Consider the following 17,969-nt stretch of genomic DNA (forward strand, 5'->3'; position numbering starts at 1 on the left):
CGGCTTCCGCCGCTCCTACGGGTGGTGCCGGCCCGATTCCAGTAAAATCGCGGACTTTCCACGCAAGACCGGGGTTTCCCATGGGTCGCGGCCCATCCATCGAAGCACGCAAGAACGCCTCCGACGCCAAGCGCGGCAAGATCTTCACCAAGATCATCCGCGAGATCGGCGTGGCCGCCCGCGCAGGCGGTGGCGACCCGGCCGGCAACCCGCGCCTGCGCACCGCCATCGACAAGGGCCTGTCGAACAACATGTCCAAGGACGTGATCGAGCGCGCGATCAAGAAGGCCACCGGCGAGCTGGAAGGCGTGTCCTACGAGGAGATCCGCTACGAAGGCTATGCGCCCGGCGGCGTGGCGGTGATCGTCGACTGCCTGACCGACAACAAGGTGCGCACCGTGGCCGACGTGCGCCACGCATTCGGAAAGTTCGGCGGCAACCTCGGTACCGAGGGTTCGGTGGCCTTCATGTTCAAGCGCCTGGGCGTGCTGCACTTCGCCGGTGGCGCCGACGAGGACCGCGTGACCGAAGCGGCGATCGAGGCCGGCGCCGACGACGTGGTGGTGTATCCGGAGGATGGTGCGATCGACGTGCTGACCGCGGTGGAGTCCTTCGAGGCCGTGCGCGATGCGATGAAGGCCGCCGGCGTCGCGCCGGACGAGGCCGAGGTCACCTGGCGCGCCGACAACGACATTGCCGTGGCCGGCGAGATCGCGCAGCAGGTGGTCAAGCTGCTCGACTGGATCGAGGACCTGGACGACGTCCAGAATGTTTACAGCAATGCCGAGCTCGGCGCAGACGCGTACGGATGAGGATGCCGGGATTCGTGTTGCGAACTCCGGCAAGGTCACTTGCCGGATCATCGATCATCCATCACGGCCCCACCCAATGACCCGCATCCTCGGCATCGACCCGGGCTCGCAGCGCACCGGCGTGGGCATCATCGACGTGGACGCAGCGGGGCGCGCGACGCACGTGTTCCACGCGCCGCTGCTGCTGCTGGGCGAGGGCGGCTTCGCACAGCGGCTCAAGCGCCTGCTCGATGGCCTGGGCGCGATCATCGCTGAGTACCGGCCCGACGAGGCGGCCGTGGAACAGGTGTTCATGGCGCGCAACCCGGACTCGGCACTCAAGCTCGGCCAGGCGCGCGGCGCGGCATTGTGCGCCGTCGTGATGCATGATCTGCCGGTGCACGAATACGCGGCGCGCGAAATCAAGCTGGCCGTGGTCGGCAAGGGCAGCGCGGACAAGGTGCAGGTACAGCACATGGTGGGGATCATGCTCAACCTCAAAGGCAAGCTCCAGGCCGACGCCGCCGATGCGCTGGCGGTGGCCATCACCCACGCCCACGTGCGCGCCAGCGCGCAGCGCCTTGGCGTCAGCGCGCGCGAAGCGTGGAGTCGAAAGTGATGAAGGCGATGGGTGGTTCGGGCTCCGTGATCTGCAAATCCGGTCTTGCCGGTCTTGCAGGAGCGACTTCAACCGCGAGTTCTTCGATTTCCTGCGTAAAGGAGCAAAAGCTCACGGCTGAAGCCGCTCCTGCAGGTCACAAGCCGCGCCGTGCCGGGGGCTCGCCATGATCGGCCGCCTGAAAGGCATCCTCGTCCACAAGCAGCCGCCATGGCTGGTGGTCGACGTGCACGGCGTCGGCTACGAGCTCGAGGCGCCGATGAGCACGTTCTACGACCTGCCGGCTGTCGGTGGCGAAGTGTCGCTGTTCACCCACTACGCGCAGAAGGAGGACAGCGTCTCGCTGTACGGCTTCCTGAGCGAACCCGAGCGGCGCCTGTTCCGCGACGTGCAGCGGGTCAGCGGCATCGGCGCGAAGATCGCGCTGGCGGTGCTGTCCGGCGCCGGCGTCGACGAATTCGCGCGCCTGGTGCAGGCCGGCGACGTCACCGCGCTTACCCGCATCCCCGGCATCGGCAAGAAGACCGCCGAGCGCATGATCGTGGAACTGCGCGAACGCATGGCCGACATGGTCGCCGCCGGCGTTGCGGTGGGCGGCGCGGCGAAGGGCGCGGCCAACGTGGCTGCCGATCCGCTTTCGGAAGCCACCATCGCCCTGCAGCAGCTTGGCTACAAGCCGGCCGAAGCGCAGCGCATGGCCCGGCAGGCATTCGCCGAGGGCGACGTTGCCGAAACCATCATCCGCAAGGCGCTACAGTCCGCGCTGCGTTGAACCGCGCCGCGATGAAATGAGGTCACGATGAATTATCACCGGCGCCCCGGGAATCGTATCCCGGCAACCAACCGCCATTTTTCCGACCTGGCCATGGATCGAACCGGCCGCGCAGGGAAAACACCACGGAAGGCGAACGATGGGTACTGACGCAAAGACTGCCAACGACAAGATCGGCCTGCCCGGCCTCGTCGTCGGCGCGCTCGGCGTGGTCTTCGGCGACATCGGCACCAGCCCGCTGTACACGCTGAAGGAAGCGTTCTCGCCGCACTTCGGCCTGACCGGCAACCACGACACGATCCTGGGCATCCTGTCGCTGGTGTTCTGGGCGCTGATGATCGTGGTGACACTCAAGTACGTCAGCATCATCATGCGTGCCGACAACGAGGGCGAGGGCGGGATCATGGCGCTGATGGCGCTGGCCCAGCGCACCCTGGCCAAGGGCGGGCGTTCGGCGTACATCGTCGGCATCCTCGGCATCTTCGGCGCGTCGCTGTTCTTCGGCGACGGCGTGATCACGCCGGCGATCACCGTGCTTGGCGCCGTCGAGGGCCTGGAAGTCGCGGCGCCCGGGCTGGAGCGCTTCATCGTGCCCATCGCGGTGGTGATCCTGGTGCTGGTGTTCCTCGCCCAGCGCTTCGGCACGGCCAAGGTGGGGCGGATCTTCGGGCCGATCACGGTGGTCTGGTTCATCGCGCTGGCCGCGATCGGGATCCACAACATCATCGACGCCCCGGAAGTGCTCAACGCGCTCAATCCCTGGTGGGCGGCAAAGTTCTTCATGAGCCATGGCTGGCACTCGATGTTCATCCTCGGTGCGGTCGTGCTGGCAGTCACCGGTGGCGAGGCGCTGTACGCCGACATGGGCCATTTCGGCGCGCGCCCGATCCGCTATGCGTGGTACGGCATGGTGCTGCCTTGCCTGATGCTCAATTACCTGGGGCAGGGGGCATTCGTGCTCAAGCATCCCGAGGCCGTGCGGAACCCGTTCTACGAAGCCGTGCCGGAGTGGGCGCTGTATCCGATGATCGTCCTGGCGACGATGGCGGCCATCATCGCCTCGCAGGCGGTCATCACCGGCGCGTATTCCGTGGGCCGGCAGGCGATGCAGCTGGGCTACATCCCGCGCATGGCCATCAAGCATACGTCCAGCGAGACGATCGGGCAGATCTACATTCCGTACATCAACTGGACCCTGATGGTGGCGGTGCTGGCCGTGGTGCTGATGTTCCAGAGTTCCACCGCGCTGGCGACGGCCTACGGCATCTCGGTGTCGGCGACGATGCTGATCGACACCCTGCTGCTGGCACTGGTGGCGCGTGCGCTGTGGCCGCGCGGACGCAAGTGGGTGCTGCCGCTGTGCGTGGTGTTCTTCGTGGTCGACGTGGGCTTCGTCGTCGCCAACGGCGCGAAGTTCTTCGACGGCGCGTGGTTCCCGGTGGTGCTGGGTCTGTGCGTGTTCACCCTGCTGCGCACCTGGCGCCGTGGCCGCGAGTTGCTGCATGAGGAAGTGCGCAAGGAAGGCATCCAGCTCGACACCTTCCTGCCGGGCCTGATGCTGGCCCCGCCGGTGCGCGTACCCGGGACCGCGATCTTCCTGACCGCCGATCCGGGCGTCGTTCCCCATGGCCTGTTGCACAACCTCAAGCACAACAAGGTGCTGCATGAGCGCAACGTCTTCTTGACCGTGGAAACACTCACCGTGCCCTACGCGCCGCCGGGGATGCGGTTGCAGCTCGAATCGATCGGCGACGATTTCTACCGCGTGCTGATCCGCTTCGGCTTCATGGAAATCCCGGACGTGCCATTGGCGCTGATGCGCTCGTGCGACCAGGGCGGCATCCATTTCGATCCAATGGAAACCACCTATTTCGCCAGCCACGAGACGGTGGTCGCAAGTCGCCACCGCGGCATGCCGATCTGGCGCGATCGCCTGTTCGCCTTCATGCACCGCAACGCGGCGCCGGCGACGGGGTTCTTCCGGATTCCGGGTAATCGACTGGTGGAGTTGGGGGCGCAGGTCGAGATCTAGTGACTGATGGGTCGATGGGCGAGCCTGATCCATCGTCCTCTTTTTCCCGAGGTTTCCAGGGGTCAAAACGCCAATCGCAGGAAGTGAAAAAGTCAGAAGCTTCCGCCTTCGGCGACTTCATTTCTTTTGATAAGCGTCACTGCGCGCACAGGAGTGCGCGCAGTGACGCTGGCCCCGGAGGGGTGAGCGCCATGGATGGCGCGAGTCAAAGAAACGAAGCAAAGAAAAACGCTTCCCCGTACAGAGCTAACCGGGCGTGTCATTGACGCAGGGATTTTTCTACGGGACATCCTGTCCCCTGGAAAAACGCCGCACATCCATGTGCGGCGCCCTCCGGGTCTGCCGACAAAGGTGGGACGGTGTGTTCTTCAGAAGGCCAAGGCCAGACCAGAGTCAACGCCAACGCCGAGTACGGGTCACCGGCCGGCATGGACGAAAGTCCATGTTCGCGGGCATGGCAAAACACCCCGACCGTCCCGATATCCCCCGGGTCCCCGCCGGAGCCCCACGATGATTCCGTACTCGATCCTCGATCTCGCCCCCGTCACCGAAGGCAGCACGCCGCGGGAGGCGTTCGCCAATACGCTCGATCTGGCCCGCCACGCCGAGGCCCTCGGTTACCACCGCTACTGGCTGGCCGAACACCACAACATGCCCGGCATCGCCAGCGCGGCGACGGCGGTGCTGATCGGGCATGTGGCGGGTGGCACGTCGACGATCCGCGTCGGGGCGGGCGGGGTGATGCTGCCCAACCACGCGCCGCTGCAGGTGGCCGAGCAGTTCGGCACGCTGGCTTCGCTGTATCCGGATCGGATCGACCTGGGACTCGGCCGTGCGCCGGGTACCGACCAGGCCACCACGCGCGCGCTGCGGCGCTATTTCGACGGCGCCGACGCATTCCCGCAGGACGTGGCCGAACTGCTGCGCTACTTCGAACCCGTGCGCCCGGGGCAGCCGGTGCAGGCCGTGCCCGGCGGCGGCATCGAAGTGCCGGTGTGGCTGTTGGGATCGAGCCTGTTCAGTGCCCAGCTGGCGGCGGCGATGGGCCTGCCGTTCGCCTTCGCCTCGCATTTCGCGCCGGCGGCGATGGAGCAGGCGCTGGCGCTGTACCGGCAGGATTTCAGGCCGTCGAAGCGGCTGGCGAAGCCTTACGCGATGCTGGCGCTCAACGTGGTCGGCGCCGACAGCGAGGCGGAAGCCAGGCGCCTGTTCACGACGCAGCAGCAGAGTTTCGTGCGCCTGCGCCGCGGCCAGCCCGGGCTGGTGCCGCCGCCGGTCGACGACATCGAGACGTTCTGGAGCCCGGCCGAGAAGGCGATGGTCGAGCAGGCGCTGGCCTGCACCGTGCTGGGCGACCAGGCCGGCGTGCGCGACGGGATCGCAGCCTTCCTCGAGCGCCACCGGCCGGACGAACTGCTGCTGACGGCCAACATCTTCGACCACGCCGCGCGCAAGCGTTCGTTCGCGGTGGCCGCAGCCGCCTGCCGCGAAGTCGCCTGACTCGTGTGGGAGCGGCGTTGGCCGCGACTCCTGCTCTCTTGCCGTGGCTCCCTCCCCTGCGAAGGCAGGGGAGGGTTGGGGAGGGGTGTCTTCCGCAGCACCGCAATCCGTGGGCAGCCGTTCGCAAGGAGGGGCAAAAGCTCGCGGCTGAAGCCGCTCCTACAAGACCTTTCGCAAGCGCATCGCGGCGTGGCCGTGCGAACATAGGCGCATGACCGACGACCGCATCATCGCCGCCGACGCCACGCGCGAGGACGAGGCCATCGAGGCCAGCATCCGGCCCAAGCGGCTGGACGAGTACCTCGGCCAGCAGCCGGTGCGCGAGCAGCTGTCGATCTACATCGAGGCGGCCAAGCACCGCGGCGAATCGCTCGACCACGTGCTGATCTTCGGCCCGCCCGGGCTGGGCAAGACCACGCTCAGCCACGTCATCGCCAACGAACTGGGCGTCAACCTGCGCGTGACCTCCGGCCCGGTGATCGAGAAGGCCGGCGACCTCGCCGCGCTGCTGACCAACCTGCAGCCGCACGACGTGCTGTTCATCGACGAGATCCACCGCCTCTCGCCCGTCGTGGAGGAAGTGCTGTATCCGGCGATGGAGGATTTCCAGATCGACATCATGATCGGCGAGGGCCCGGCCGCGCGCTCGATCAAGCTCGACCTGCCGCCGTTCACCCTGATCGGCGCCACCACCCGCGCCGGCCTGCTGACCGCGCCGCTGCGCGACCGCTTCGGCATCGTCCAGCGGCTGGAGTTCTACAGCGCCGCGGAACTGACCCGGATCGTGCGGCGTTCGGCGAAGATCCTCGGCATCGACTGCGTCGCCGAGGGCGCCGACGAGATCGCGCGCCGCTCGCGCGGCACCCCGCGCATCGCCAACCGGCTGCTGCGGCGCGTGCGCGACTACGCCCAGGTGCGCGCCGCCGGCCGCATCGACCATGACGTGGCCAACGCCGCGATGCTGATGCTGAAGGTGGACCCGGAGGGTTTCGACGACCTCGACCGGCGCCTGCTCAACCTGATCATCGAGAACTTCGACGGCGGCCCGGTCGGCGTCGAATCGCTGGCCGCGGCGCTGAGCGAGGAGCGCGGCACGCTCGAGGACGTGATCGAGCCGTACCTGATCCAGCAGGGATTCCTGGTCCGCACAGCGCGCGGGCGGATGGCTTCGCACAAGGCGTATCGGCACCTCGGCCTGAAGCCCAGGCGGCAGGAACCGGGAATGGGCAATGGGGAGCCGGAGGAACTGTTCTGACTTTTCTCCCCGCAAACCGGCCCAACGTCGCCCCGTCGCGCGCGAGCGCGGGAGAGCGCGCTTGAGCGATTCCGCATCCCCCGTTTCCGATTCCCGGCTCCCGTTCAGTTGGCCGACACGGGTCTATTGGGAAGATACCGACGCCGGTGGCGTGGTCTACCACGCGCAGTACCTGGCGTTTCTCGAGCGCGCGCGGACCGAATGGCTGCGCGCGCGCGGTTACGGACAGGAGCTGCTGCGGGTCGAACATGGCCTGGTGTTCGCGGTGCGGGCGATGCAGATCGATTTCCGCGCGCCGGCGCGGCTCGACGACGCGCTCGACGTGGCGGTCGCGCTGCGCCAGTGCCGTGGCGCGAGCCTGGTGATCGAGCAGGACATCCGCTGCGGCGGCAGGCTGCTGCTCGACGCCGAGGTCAAGGTCGCGGCATTGGACGCCGCCGGCTTCCGCCCGCGCGGCATCCCCGAAACGCTGTACCAGCAACTCAAGACCCTCGAACAAGGCGCGCAGTGACCAGCACAGGTTCGACCCGTCGCACGCCATGCGGCACACGAGACAGCAGTCGCGCCGCCATGGCGGCCGCCATCGCCGAAGCCCGCACCAAAGCCATCGCCAGACCCCATCCAGACACCGGAGCCCATCCATGACGCCCCTACTTGCATTGCTGCAGGCGACCTCGGTCGAACCCTTGCCGGAAGAAGCCGCGACCACCGCGGCGGAACTGGCGGCCGACCCGAACGTGGCCAGCGGCGCGGCCGCGGCGGCAGGCAACCATCTCGACATCGTGCAGCTGATCCTGCACGCCTCGATCCCGGTGCAGTTCGTGATGCTGCTGCTGCTGGTCGCCTCGATCGCGTCGTGGGTGATCATCTTCCGCAAGCGCAGCCTGCTCAGCCGCGCCGAGGACGAAGCCGACCGCTTCGAGGAGCGCTTCTGGTCGGGCGCCGAGCTGTCCAAGCTCTACGCCGGCGCGCAGGGTCGCGGCCGCGACTCGGGTGGCCTGGAGGCGATCTTCGAAAGCGGCTTCCGCGAGTTCAACCGCATCCGCGAGCGCCGCGGCGTCGACAGCCGGATCCAGCTCGAAGGCGCGCAGCGCGCGATGCGCGTGACCACCTCGCGCGAGCTCGACGGGCTGGAACGCAACCTCGAATTCCTCGCCAACGTCGGTTCGATCAGCCCCTACGTCGGCCTGTTCGGCACGGTGTGGGGGATCATGATCTCGTTCCAGGGGCTGGCCAACGTCAAGGAAGCGACCATCGCCAGCGTCGCGCCCGGCATCTCCGAGGCGCTGATCGCCACCGCGATGGGCCTGTTCGCGGCGATCCCGGCGGTGTGGGCCTACAACCGCTTCGCCACCAAGGTCGAGCGCATTGCCACCCGTTACGACGCCTTCGCCGAGGAGTTCTCCTCGATCCTGCAGCGCCAGTCCCACCTCGACGATTGAGCGGCCCAACCCCGGCGCGGGCCGTCGCACGTTCGTGCCTGTCGGCCCGCATCGAACATGACATTGAGGTGAAACCAACATGGCCATGAACGCCAACGGCCGCCGCATCCGCAAGCACAAGCTCAAGGCCGACATCAACGTCGTGCCCTACATCGACGTGATGCTGGTGCTGCTGATCATCTTCATGGTGACCGCGCCGCTGATGAACCTCGGCGTCGACGTCGAGCTGCCCGAGTCGAACGCGAAGTCGCTCGAACAGGACAAGGACCCGATGGTGGTGCAGGTCGATGCCGGCGGCGCCTACGCTCTGGTGCTGCCCGGCAGCGACCGGCCGCAGGCGATCGGCGCCGAGGAGCTCGAGGCGCGGGTGCGCGGGATCGTCAACCAGAACCCGAAGCAGGCGATCTTCGTGGCCGGTGACGGCAGCGCCAACTACCAGAAGGTGATGGACGCGATGGTGCTGCTGCAGCGCGCCGGCGTCGAAAAGGTCGGCTTGATGAGCGACCCGCAGCACCAGAGCGCCCCGTAATGCGGGAAACGCGCGCCGACTCGACCCTGGCCGTGGTGCTGGCGATCGCGCTGCACGCGTTCCTGTTCGCGTTGATGTTCATCGGATTGTGGTGGACGCGCGACGCAGCGCCGATCGCGGCCGCCGGTTCGCCGATCAGCGCGGAGATGGTCGACACCAGCGAGCTGTCCACGCAGATGCGTCGCGCGCTGGCGCGGGAAGCCGAGCCGCTGCCGGAACCGGAGCCCGAGCCAGCGCCGCCGCAGAAAGTGGAAGAAGACGCCGTGCCGCTGCCGCAGCCGATTCCCGAGCCGGAGCCGCAGGAATCGCCTGTGCCCAAGCAGCAGGAAGCGCAGGACTTCGTGCCCGAGCCGGCCCCGATCGAACAGGAAAAGGTCGACCGCAACGCCATTTCTGCCGAGACGCGCGAGCGCGAGCAGGAAGAGAAGCGTCGCCAGGAGCAGATCGACCTGACCGAGCGCAAGAAGCAGGAGGAGGCCGAACGCAAGTTCCGCCTCGCCGAGCAGCAGCGCGACGAGAAGCTGAAGAAGATCCAGGCCGAACGCGCCAAGGCCGAGCGCGAAGCCAAGCTGGCCGAGCATAAGCTCAAGCAGATCGCCGACGTGCGGGCCAAGCAGGCTTCGGATGCTGCCGCGAGCGCGCCGCCGCCGCCGGGCAACAATGGCGCGGATGCGGGCCTGTCCGCGCGCTATGCCGCGGCGATCCAGGAAGCGGTGCTGCGCAACTGGACCCGGCCCGAAAACGTGCCGCAGGGCCAGCGCTGCCGGATCTACATCACCCAGCTGCCCGGCGGCGACGTGATGAGCGCCAAGGTCGATCCGTCGTGCCCTTACGACGAACTCGGGCGCCGCTCGGTCGAGGCTGCCGTGCTCAAGGCCAAGCCGCTGCCGTACGCGGGCTTCGAATCGGTGTTCCAGCGCAATCTGATCCTCAACTTCGAGGCGCAGGATCGCTGACGAGTGGGGATGCCGAATCCTTCTCCCGCCTGCGGGGTGAAGAGGGATGCTTGCGAGCCACAGGTTCTCGTCCCGATGAGCGCCCTCGCGTGGCGCGAGGGCCGGGGCGCGGAAGACGCTGGGTTCGCCTTGTCGAGGTCTCGGAACTACGCTTGCGCCAAGCGGATCTGTCGTTTCGCCACAGGTCAAAGCCCGGGAATTCGCGCGTCAAGGCCGCTACGGCGAGAGCCGCGTTCAGCTTTGAGACGCCGTTCACACAGACCCTGCCACCATTCAGTTTTTCCAGCCACGGCCTGCCCATGAAAGCATCCCCGCGCCTTTTCGCCGCCTTCGCCGCGATCTTCGCCTTCCTGCTGCCGCTTGCGGCCCTTTCCCAGGAGCGGGGCCTGGAAATCGACATCGTCGGCGGCAACGCCTCGGCGTTGCCGATCGCGGTGGTGCCGATGCCCTACCAGGGCGGCGGCGTGGCGCCGGAAACCGACGTGGCCGCGGTGGTGGGCGCCGACCTTGCACGCTCCGGCCAGTTCCGCACTCTGCCGGTGGCCGACATGGTCGAAAAGCCCGCGCGGGGCGGCGAAATCCAGTTCCCGACCTGGCGCCTGCTCAAGCAGGATTTCATCGTCGTCGGCCACGTGCTCGATGCCGGTGCAGGCAGCTACCGGGTGGAATACGAGCTGTTCGACGTGGCCAAGCAGGAGCGCCTGCTCGGCTTCGCGATGACCGCGCGTTCGAGCGCGATGCGCGACGTCGCGCACCAGATGGCCGATGCGATCTACGAAAAAATCCTAGGCGTGCGCGGCGCGTTCTGGACCCGCATCGCCTACATCACCGTGACCGGCACCGGCAAGGGCGCGCGCTACGCGCTGATGGTCGCCGACTCGGACGGCTACAACCCGCAGACCGTGGTGCGTTCGCCCGAGCCGCTGCTGTCGCCGTCGTGGAGCCCGGACGGCCGCAAGGTGGCGTACGTGAGTTTCGAGAAGGGCAATTCCTCGATCTACATCCAGGACATCACCACCGGCAGCCGCGAGCTGATCGCCAGCTTCCGCGGCATCAACAGTTCGCCGGCGTTCTCGCCCGATGGCCGTCGCCTGGCGTTGACCCTGTCGCGCAGCGGCAACCCGGAAATCTACGTGATGGACCTGGGCAGCAAGGCGCTGACCCAGATCACCAACCAGTTCGGCATCGATACCGAGCCGACATGGAGCGCCGACGGCAGCAGCCTGTACTTCACCTCCGACCGCGGCGGACAGCCGCAGATCTACCAGGTGTCGGCCAGCGGCGGCAGCGCCAGCCGGGTGACGTTCCAGGGCAGGTACAACGCCAGCCCGACGGTGTCGTTCGACGACAAGAAAATCGCCGTGGCACAAGGCAGTGGCAACGTGTACCGTATTGCACTGCTGGATCGCAGCCTGGGGTCGCCGCGCTGGTCCACGCTGTCGCCGGGGTCACTTGACGAATCGCCGAGCTTCGCCCCGAACGCCAGCATGGTGCTTTATGCGGCCCGCGAGGGACGGCGGGGCGTGCTGTATGCCGTTTCGTCCGATGGCCGCGTTCGCCAGCGCCTGGTACTCGCCGACGGCGACGTCCGCGAGCCGGCATGGGGACCGTTCCGCGCCCAGCGCTGACGTTCCCTGCACACCTTGACCCCGAAGCTTTCCGACGTTTCCGCAATACCCCTTCAACGCAAAGGATTCGACGAGATGAATACCATTACCCGCGTGCTGTTGACGGCCGTGCTTTGCACCGCAGCCGTTGCCTGTTCCAAGAAGGTCAAGGAAGTGCCGCCGGCCGACACCGGCCCGAGCACCGGGGTCGTCGACCAGACCGGGCCGACCACTCCGGGCGCCTACGGCCCCGGCGACCTCGACACCGATGCCTGCCTGCGCCAGCGCGTTGTCTACTTCGACCTGGACCAGGACGCGCTGCGTCCGGAATTCCAGGCCGCGATGGCCTGCCACGCCAAGTACCTGCGTGACCGTCCGTCCTCGCGCATGACCCTGGAAGGCAACGCCGACGAGCGCGGCAGCCGCGACTACAACCTGGGCCTCGGCGAGCGCCGTGCCAATTCGGTGTCTTCGGCACTGCAGGCCAATGGCGGCTCCGGTGCCCAGATCACGGTGGTCAGCTACGGCGAAGAGCGCCCGACCTGCACCGACTCGAGCGAGGATTGCTGGGCCAAGAACCGTCGCGTCGAGATCGTGTACACCGCGAAGTAAGCAGTCCGCGTAACCGACGTCGGCAGCTGGCGGGAACCCCGTCAGCTGCCGATTGTCTTTACAGAACCAGAAAACCAGACAGTCCTTCCGGACATGACCATGCCTTCGATCACGATCATCCGCAGTTTCGCCCTCGCCGCCGCGATCGGCGCCGTCTTCGCCGCAACGCCCGCGTTCGCGCAGCGCGCCAGCCTCGCCGACCGCGTGGCCGCGCTCGAGCAGCAGGGGGCCAACAACCGCGGCAACGTGGATCTGCTCAACCAGGTCACCCAGATCAAGAACGAGTTGCAGGCATTGCGTTCGCAACTCGAGGAACTGCAGCGCAAGAACGAGCAGCTCGAGTCGACCAACCGCGCCCAGTACCTCGACCTCGACGGGCGCCTGAACCGGATGGAGAGCGGGGCGCCCGCGCCGACGCTGGACCCGAATTCCGTTCCCACCGCTACGGCTCCGGCCACGCCCGCCGCTGCCGCGACTGCCGGCGCGGTGCCGGAAGCCGCGCCCGCGGTCTACGGCGACCCGGGTGCGATGACCCGGACCGCCGACGAGCGCGGTGCCTACGAGGTGGCGTTCGACGCGCTCAAGGCCGGCCGCTATTCGGAGTCGGCGCAGCTGTTCCAGGATTTCCTGCAGGCCCATCCGAGCGGCGCCTATGCGCCGAATGCCTACTACTGGCTCGGCGAGAGCTATTACGTCACCCAGAACTACGCCCTGGCGCAGCAGCAGTTCCAGGCGCTGATCGACCGCTATCCGACCCACGACAAGGCGCCCGGCGCGCTGTTGAAGGTGGGGCTGTCGCAGTACGGGCAGAAGCAGCTCGGCGACGCCGAAAGGACCTTGTCCGAAGTGTCGGCGCGCTATCCGGGCACCGACGCCGCGCGCACCGCCGAGGACAGGCTGCGCGCGATCCAGCTGTCGCAGGTGCAGTAGGAGGGCCCAGGCCCGCCGTCTTTCCGTTGAATCCCAGACGCCGTCCCCCGGATGGCAGCGGTGGGCCAACACCCACCCCCGGATCAAGCCCGGGCAGGCTCTACAATTCCCACATGAACGCCGTATCCGCTGCCCACGACGCGGCCGCTGCCGCTTCGGCAGACCGGCTGCGCATCACCGAGATTTTCCTGTCGCTGCAGGGCGAAGCCCGCGATGCCGGCTGGCCGACCGTGTTCGTGCGCCTGACCGGTTGCCCGCTGCGCTGCCAGTACTGCGACACCGCCTATGCCTTCCACGGCGGGCAGTGGTGGGAGATCGGCGCCATCCTCGCCGAGGTCGCGCGCCACGGCGTGCGCCACGTGTGCGTGACCGGCGGCGAGCCGCTGTCGCAGAAGCGTTGCATCGGCCTGCTGCAGCGCCTGTGCGATGCCGGCTACGCGGTGTCGCTGGAGACTTCCGGCGCGATCGACATTTCCGACGTCGACCCGCGCGTGTCGCGCGTGCTGGACCTCAAGACCCCGGGCTCGCGCGAAGCCGAGCGCAACCGCTGGGAAAATCTCCCGCTGCTGACCTCCCACGACCAGGTCAAGTTCGTGCTCTGCGGCCGCGCCGACTACGAATGGGCGCGTGACGTGGTCGCCGAACACGGCCTCGACCAGCGCTGCGACGTGCTGTTCTCGCCCAGCAAGTCCGAACTCGCCCCGCGCGAACTGGCCGACTGGATCGTCGCCGACCGCCTGCCGGTGAAGTTCCAGATGCAGTTGCACAAGCTGCTGTGGAACGACGAGCCGGGCCGTTGAACCCTGCGCCCTCCTGATCCCCGATTTCCCGATTTGCCTCCCCCATGAAAAAAGCAGTCGTCCTTGTTTCCGGTGGCATGGATTCCGCCGTCGTCCTGGCCATCGCGCGCGAGCAGGGCTTTGCCGTGCATGCGCTCAGCGTGTCGTACGGCCAGCGCCACACGTCCGAACTGGACGCCGCCGCGCGGGTGTCCGCCGCGCTCGGTGCCGCCGAGCACAAGACCGTCAACGTCGACCTGCGCACGATCGGCGGCTCCGCCCTCACTGCCGACATCGACGTGCCCCTGGATTCCGACCAGGACGCGGATGCGCCGGCCATCCCGGTCACCTACGTGCCGGCGCGCAACACCATCATGCTGTCGGTGGCGCTGGGCTGGGCCGAAGTGCTGGGCGCGGCCGACATCTTCTGCGGCGTCAACGCCGTCGACTATTCCGGCTACCCCGACTGCCGGCCGGAATTCATCGAGGCGTTCGAGCGCCTGGCCAACCTGGCCACCAAGGCGGGCGTCGAAGGCGCGGGCATCCGCGTCCACGCACCGTTGCAGCGGATGAGCAAGGCCGACATCGTCCGCGAAGGCGGGCGCCTGGGCGTCGATTTCGCGCAGACGGTCTCCTGCTACCAGGCCGACGCCGAGGGCCGCGCCTGCGGCCACTGCGATGCCTGCCGCCTGCGCGCCGAAGGCTTCTCCGCCGCGCATGCACCCGATCCCACGCGCTACAAGGCGTAGGGCGTGGTCGCGGCAGTGCGCTAGAATTGCCTCCCCGCGCGCAGGCGCGGGCCCCGTGGGCCGTTAGCTCAGTCGGTAGAGCATCGGACTTTTAATCCGCTGGTCGATGGTTCGAATCCATCACGGCCCACCAACCATTCCGGCGACGACGGGAGCCTCGCTGCCGAAGCGCGACGGAACAGCACGTTCCGGGCGTCGCTGGACAGCGAGCTTCGATGCATTCGATGCCTCCCATTGGAGCTGCCTCAAGGGACGGACGCTGCCGGGCCTGCGGTTGGCGGGCTGGTCGCCGGTCGGTCATGCAGGCACTGGAATTCCCGGCTGCCGCTCACGCAGGCCGTACATCGCATGGTCGAGAATGCGCGGAACTTGAGGCGCCCCGCCGCATCCATTGGGTGTCGAACGCGGCACGCCGCGGGCCGCCATGGCCCAGACGACACGCGCTGCAGGGCCCGGTTTGACCGGCGGCGTGGCGTTGCCGGAATTGCCGCACCCGATGTGATTTCCCGAGACACGACATCCACGCCATGCAGGAGAGAAGAGCATGAAAGCAACGGCGCTATCCACCGGATTTTTCAACCAGCTCGCGCAGAAGCGCCAGTTCGCGGCGCGCATCGCCGAACTCGCGGCAGCCATGGCTGCGCAGGCGGGCGAAACCGTGACCCGCCCGTTGTCGCGCGAGCAACTTGAACGCGCATTCCAGGCCAACCTCATCGAGACCGGACTGGTCATGGACCTGGTGCTGGAATGGGCTGGCGAACAGCTCGCGCAGGGCCAGGCTTCCAGCAACGACGTTTACTGCGCGTAACGGGACCGCGTCATCCGGCCAGTTCCCGGCCTCAGGCCGCAGCAGCCTGCCGCTGCACGACGTCCAGCACCTGCTCGCCGTAGCGGTCGAGCTTGGTGCCGCCGATGCCGCCGACCTGCGCCAGCTCATCGAGTGATGCCGGCCGCTGCCTGGCGATCCCGCGCAGGGTGGCATCGTGGAAGATCACGTACGGCGGCACGTTCTGCTCGCGCGCCAGGTGCGTGCGCAGGTCGCGCAGCGCCTCGAACAATGGCTGCTCGGCTGCCGACAGTTCGACCGCGTCGGCAGCGGTGGCGCCCCGCGCGCGGCTGCGTTCGCGCTGCTTCTTGCGCGGGAGTTCCTTGCGCAGCATGACGGTCTGCTCGCCGCGCAGGACGGCGCGGCTGGCGTCGGTCAGGCGCAGGCCGCCGTAGCCTTCGGTGTCGACGTCGAGCAGGCCGGCCGCGACCAGCTGCCGGAACACCCCGCGCCAGGTGCGCGCGTCGAGGTCGTCGCCGACGCCGAACGTCGACAAACGCTCGTGTCCGAACTGGCGGATGCGTTCGTTGTCGGCGCCGCGCAGGACATCCACCAGGTGGGCGACGCCGAAACGCTGGCCGCTGCGGTACACGCAGCTCAATGCCTTCTGCGCCGCCACGGTGGCGTCCCAGGTTTCGGCCGGGGTCAGGCAGTTGTCGCAGTTGCCGCAGGGCTGGCCGGGGCCATGCGCCGAGTACTCTTCGCCGAAACTGGCCAGCAGCACCTGGCGGCGGCAGCGCATGGTCTCGCAGTAGCCGATCAGGGCATCAAGCTTGCGCCGCTCCAGCCGCTTGCGCTCCTCGCCGGCCTCGGAGTTCTCGATCATCTGCTTGAGCAGCACCACGTCGCCGAGGCCATGGCACAGCCAGGCTTCGGCCGGCTCGCCGTCGCGGCCGGCGCGGCCGGTCTCCTGGTAATAGCCCTCGATCGATTTGGGCAGGTCGACATGGGCGACGAAGCGCACGTCGGGCTTGTCGATGCCCATGCCGAAGGCGATGGTGGCGACGATCACCACGCCTTCGTCGCGCAGGAAGCGGCGCTGGTTGGCGGCGCGCGTCTGCGCGTCCAGGCCTGCGTGGTAGGGCAGCGCGTCGAAGCCCAGTTCGACCAGTGCCTCGGCGGTCTTCTCGACCTTCTTGCGCGACAGGCAGTAGACGATGCCGGCCTCGCCGTGGTGCGCGCCCAGGAAATCGCGCAGCTGCGCGCTGCCGTTGTCCTTCTGGACCACGGTGTAGCGGATGTTGGGGCGGTCGAAGGAGCTGACGAAGCGGCGCGCGTCCTCCAGCTGCAGGCGTTCGGCGATCTCGCGCTGGGTCGGCGGGTCGGCGGTGGCGGTGAGCGCGATCCGCGGGATCCCGGGCCAGCGTTCGTGCAGCAGGGTGAGCTCACGGTATTCGCGGCGGAAATCGTGGCCCCACTGCGAGACGCAGTGGGCCTCGTCGATGGCGAACAAGGCGATCTTGCTGCGTTCCAGGAGCGACAGGAAACGCGGCGTCAGCAGGCGCTCCGGGGCGACGTAGAGCAGGTCGATTTCGCCGGCCAGCAGCTCGCGTTCGACCCGCGCCGAGGTTTCGCCGTCGAGGGTGGAGTTGAGGTATTCGGCGCGCACGCCCAGCTGGCGCAGCGCCTCGACCTGGTCCTGCATCAGCGCGATCAGCGGCGAGACCACGACGCCGCAGCCTTCGCGCAGCAGCGCCGGGATCTGGTAGCACAGCGACTTGCCGCCGCCGGTGGGCATCAGCACCAGCGCATCAAAGCCGGCGGTGACGTGTTCGACGATGGCGGCCTGCTCGCCGCGGAAGGCGGCGTGGCCAAAAGTCTGCTGGAGTGTTTCGAGTGCGGTGTTGCCCATGCATGCAAGGGTAGCAAGCCGGCGTCGCGGGTCAGTCGGGGATTGACGCGCGATGGCGTCGGGATTTGCCGCGCTCCCACAACATCTCCCGCAACGGCTCCGACGAAAAAGGCGCGGCCGTCCTGCGACGGCCGCGCCCTGGAGACTGCCCTTGCTGCCTTACTGCAGCAGCGAGCGCAGCATCCAGGCGTACTTCTCGTGGGTGTGCAGGCGCTGGGTCAGCAGGTCCTCGGTGGGGGCGTCGTCGGCGTCGTCGGCCACGTCCAGCACTTCGCGTGCGGTGCGGCAGACGGCTTCGTTGCCGACTACCAGCTGGTGCACCATCTCGCGCCAGTCGGGCGCCTCGGTCAGGCCCGGCTCTTCCTTGATCGTCGAGAGGCGGATGAATTCCGCATACGAGCCGGGGGCGTTGAAGCCCAGTGCGCGAATGCGTTCGGCGATGTCGTCCAGCGCCGTCCACTGCTCGGTGTACTGTTCCTCGAACATGTTGTGCAGGGCATTGAACATCGGCCCGGTCACGTTCCAGTGGAAGTTGTGGGTCTTCAGGTACAGGGTGTAGGCGTCGGACAGGAACACCGACAGGCCCTGGGCGATCTTCTTGCGATCGGTCGCGTTGATCCCGATATCGATGGCCGGGCCGCGGTCGCCCGGGCCGGGTGATGCGGCGGGTTTCGGCGGGGCCGGCTTCTTCTTCTTGCTGGGGGACTTGGCCATCTTG

Annotated in this window: 18 protein-coding genes and 1 tRNA gene; 17 read left to right on the top strand and 2 right to left on the bottom strand. The window is 67.7% G+C overall.

Annotated features, from left to right (window positions below; translation table 11 throughout):
- Nucleotides 1-80: 80 nt before the first annotated feature.
- From ACTJIL_RS00440 to ACTJIL_RS00520, 17 genes are all read left to right on the top strand, one after another.
- Nucleotides 81-812, top strand: a complete 732-nt coding sequence (locus tag ACTJIL_RS00440; protein WP_440753662.1) for a YebC/PmpR family DNA-binding transcriptional regulator — start codon at nt 81-83, stop codon at nt 810-812.
- A gap of 76 nt (nt 813-888) precedes the next feature.
- Nucleotides 889-1,410, top strand: a complete 522-nt coding sequence (gene ruvC / locus ACTJIL_RS00445; RefSeq protein WP_440753663.1) for a crossover junction endodeoxyribonuclease RuvC — start codon at nt 889-891, stop codon at nt 1,408-1,410.
- Between the two features lie 166 nt (nt 1,411-1,576).
- Nucleotides 1,577-2,182, top strand: coding sequence for a Holliday junction branch migration protein RuvA (gene ruvA / locus ACTJIL_RS00450; RefSeq protein ID WP_440753664.1), 606 nt, complete (start codon nt 1,577-1,579; stop codon nt 2,180-2,182).
- A gap of 139 nt (nt 2,183-2,321) precedes the next feature.
- Nucleotides 2,322-4,214: a potassium transporter Kup gene (locus ACTJIL_RS00455; RefSeq protein ID WP_440753665.1), complete on the top strand. Its 1,893-nt coding sequence runs from the start codon at nt 2,322-2,324 to the stop codon at nt 4,212-4,214.
- A 510-nt stretch (nt 4,215-4,724) separates the two neighbouring features.
- Entirely contained in the window at nt 4,725-5,714 is a 990-nt protein-coding gene (locus tag ACTJIL_RS00460) for an LLM class flavin-dependent oxidoreductase (protein ID WP_440753666.1), read from the top strand.
- A 211-nt stretch (nt 5,715-5,925) separates the two neighbouring features.
- A complete protein-coding gene (ruvB, locus tag ACTJIL_RS00465) occupies nt 5,926-6,969 on the top strand; it encodes a Holliday junction branch migration DNA helicase RuvB (RefSeq protein ID WP_440753667.1) in 1,044 nt (347 codons plus the stop codon).
- A gap of 61 nt (nt 6,970-7,030) precedes the next feature.
- On the top strand, nt 7,031-7,480 hold the full coding sequence (ybgC, locus tag ACTJIL_RS00470; protein WP_440753668.1) for a tol-pal system-associated acyl-CoA thioesterase: 450 nt from the start codon (nt 7,031-7,033) through the stop codon (nt 7,478-7,480).
- 130 nt (nt 7,481-7,610) lie between these two features.
- Nucleotides 7,611-8,411, top strand: coding sequence for a protein TolQ (gene tolQ / locus ACTJIL_RS00475; RefSeq protein ID WP_440753669.1), 801 nt, complete (start codon nt 7,611-7,613; stop codon nt 8,409-8,411).
- Between the two features lie 85 nt (nt 8,412-8,496).
- Nucleotides 8,497-8,940, top strand: coding sequence for a protein TolR (gene tolR, locus ACTJIL_RS00480; RefSeq protein WP_440755800.1), 444 nt, complete (start codon nt 8,497-8,499; stop codon nt 8,938-8,940).
- Nucleotides 8,940-9,896: a cell envelope integrity protein TolA gene (tolA, locus tag ACTJIL_RS00485; RefSeq protein WP_440753670.1), complete on the top strand. Its 957-nt coding sequence runs from the start codon at nt 8,940-8,942 to the stop codon at nt 9,894-9,896. Before tolR ends, tolA begins: the two co-directional genes overlap by 1 nt.
- Nucleotides 9,897-10,195: 299 nt before the next feature.
- Nucleotides 10,196-11,524, top strand: a complete 1,329-nt coding sequence (gene tolB, locus ACTJIL_RS00490) for a Tol-Pal system beta propeller repeat protein TolB (protein WP_440753671.1) — start codon at nt 10,196-10,198, stop codon at nt 11,522-11,524.
- A 75-nt stretch (nt 11,525-11,599) separates the two neighbouring features.
- The gene (gene pal, locus ACTJIL_RS00495; protein ID WP_440753672.1) at nt 11,600-12,115 is read left to right on the top strand and encodes a peptidoglycan-associated lipoprotein Pal; all 516 of its coding nucleotides are present in this window, start codon (nt 11,600-11,602) and stop codon (nt 12,113-12,115) included.
- Nucleotides 12,116-12,214: 99 nt separating this feature from the next.
- Complete coding sequence (gene ybgF / locus ACTJIL_RS00500; protein WP_440755801.1) at nt 12,215-13,045, top strand: tol-pal system protein YbgF; 831 nt, start codon at nt 12,215-12,217, stop codon at nt 13,043-13,045.
- Between the two features lie 113 nt (nt 13,046-13,158).
- A complete protein-coding gene (gene queE / locus ACTJIL_RS00505) occupies nt 13,159-13,845 on the top strand; it encodes a 7-carboxy-7-deazaguanine synthase QueE (RefSeq protein WP_440753673.1) in 687 nt (228 codons plus the stop codon).
- A gap of 44 nt (nt 13,846-13,889) precedes the next feature.
- Entirely contained in the window at nt 13,890-14,573 is a 684-nt protein-coding gene (queC, locus tag ACTJIL_RS00510) for a 7-cyano-7-deazaguanine synthase QueC (RefSeq protein ID WP_440753674.1), read from the top strand.
- A 57-nt stretch (nt 14,574-14,630) separates the two neighbouring features.
- A tRNA-Lys gene (locus ACTJIL_RS00515) sits at nt 14,631-14,706 on the top strand.
- 411 nt (nt 14,707-15,117) lie between these two features.
- On the top strand, nt 15,118-15,381 hold the full coding sequence (locus ACTJIL_RS00520) for a hypothetical protein (RefSeq protein ID WP_440753675.1): 264 nt from the start codon (nt 15,118-15,120) through the stop codon (nt 15,379-15,381).
- A gap of 31 nt (nt 15,382-15,412) precedes the next feature.
- Here ACTJIL_RS00520 and recQ read toward each other — a convergent pair whose 3' ends face one another.
- Both recQ and ACTJIL_RS00530 read right to left on the bottom strand, forming a co-directional pair.
- Nucleotides 15,413-17,251, bottom strand: a complete 1,839-nt coding sequence (gene recQ, locus ACTJIL_RS00525; RefSeq protein WP_440753676.1) for a DNA helicase RecQ — start codon at nt 17,249-17,251, stop codon at nt 15,413-15,415.
- 159 nt (nt 17,252-17,410) lie between these two features.
- Complete coding sequence (locus ACTJIL_RS00530) at nt 17,411-17,965, bottom strand: Dps family protein (protein WP_440753677.1); 555 nt, start codon at nt 17,963-17,965, stop codon at nt 17,411-17,413.
- Nucleotides 17,966-17,969 lie beyond the last annotated feature (4 nt).

Source organism: Luteimonas sp. 22616, assembly GCF_052044325.1.
Classification (GTDB): Bacteria; Pseudomonadota; Gammaproteobacteria; order Xanthomonadales; family Xanthomonadaceae; genus Luteimonas.

Bases quoted from the DNA above. Each gene is read 5' to 3' on its own strand.
- ACTJIL_RS00440 (WP_440753662.1), top strand. From the start codon at position 81: ATGGGTCGCGGCCCATCCATCGAAGCACGCAAGAACGCCTCCGACGCC.
- ruvC (WP_440753663.1), top strand. From the start codon at position 889: ATGACCCGCATCCTCGGCATCGACCCGGGCTCGCAGCGCACCGGCGTG.
- ruvA (WP_440753664.1), top strand. From the start codon at position 1,577: ATGATCGGCCGCCTGAAAGGCATCCTCGTCCACAAGCAGCCGCCATGG.
- ACTJIL_RS00455 (WP_440753665.1), top strand. From the start codon at position 2,322: ATGGGTACTGACGCAAAGACTGCCAACGACAAGATCGGCCTGCCCGGC.
- ACTJIL_RS00460 (WP_440753666.1), top strand. From the start codon at position 4,725: ATGATTCCGTACTCGATCCTCGATCTCGCCCCCGTCACCGAAGGCAGC.
- ruvB (WP_440753667.1), top strand. From the start codon at position 5,926: ATGACCGACGACCGCATCATCGCCGCCGACGCCACGCGCGAGGACGAG.
- tolQ (WP_440753669.1), top strand. From the start codon at position 7,611: ATGACGCCCCTACTTGCATTGCTGCAGGCGACCTCGGTCGAACCCTTG.
- tolR (WP_440755800.1), top strand. From the start codon at position 8,497: ATGAACGCCAACGGCCGCCGCATCCGCAAGCACAAGCTCAAGGCCGAC.
- tolA (WP_440753670.1), top strand. From the start codon at position 8,940: ATGCGGGAAACGCGCGCCGACTCGACCCTGGCCGTGGTGCTGGCGATC.
- tolB (WP_440753671.1), top strand. From the start codon at position 10,196: ATGAAAGCATCCCCGCGCCTTTTCGCCGCCTTCGCCGCGATCTTCGCC.
- pal (WP_440753672.1), top strand. From the start codon at position 11,600: ATGAATACCATTACCCGCGTGCTGTTGACGGCCGTGCTTTGCACCGCA.
- ybgF (WP_440755801.1), top strand. From the start codon at position 12,215: ATGCCTTCGATCACGATCATCCGCAGTTTCGCCCTCGCCGCCGCGATC.
- queE (WP_440753673.1), top strand. From the start codon at position 13,159: ATGAACGCCGTATCCGCTGCCCACGACGCGGCCGCTGCCGCTTCGGCA.
- queC (WP_440753674.1), top strand. From the start codon at position 13,890: ATGAAAAAAGCAGTCGTCCTTGTTTCCGGTGGCATGGATTCCGCCGTC.
- ACTJIL_RS00520 (WP_440753675.1), top strand. From the start codon at position 15,118: ATGAAAGCAACGGCGCTATCCACCGGATTTTTCAACCAGCTCGCGCAG.
- recQ (WP_440753676.1), bottom strand. From the start codon at position 17,251: ATGGGCAACACCGCACTCGAAACACTCCAGCAGACTTTTGGCCACGCC.
- ACTJIL_RS00530 (WP_440753677.1), bottom strand. From the start codon at position 17,965: ATGGCCAAGTCCCCCAGCAAGAAGAAGAAGCCGGCCCCGCCGAAACCC.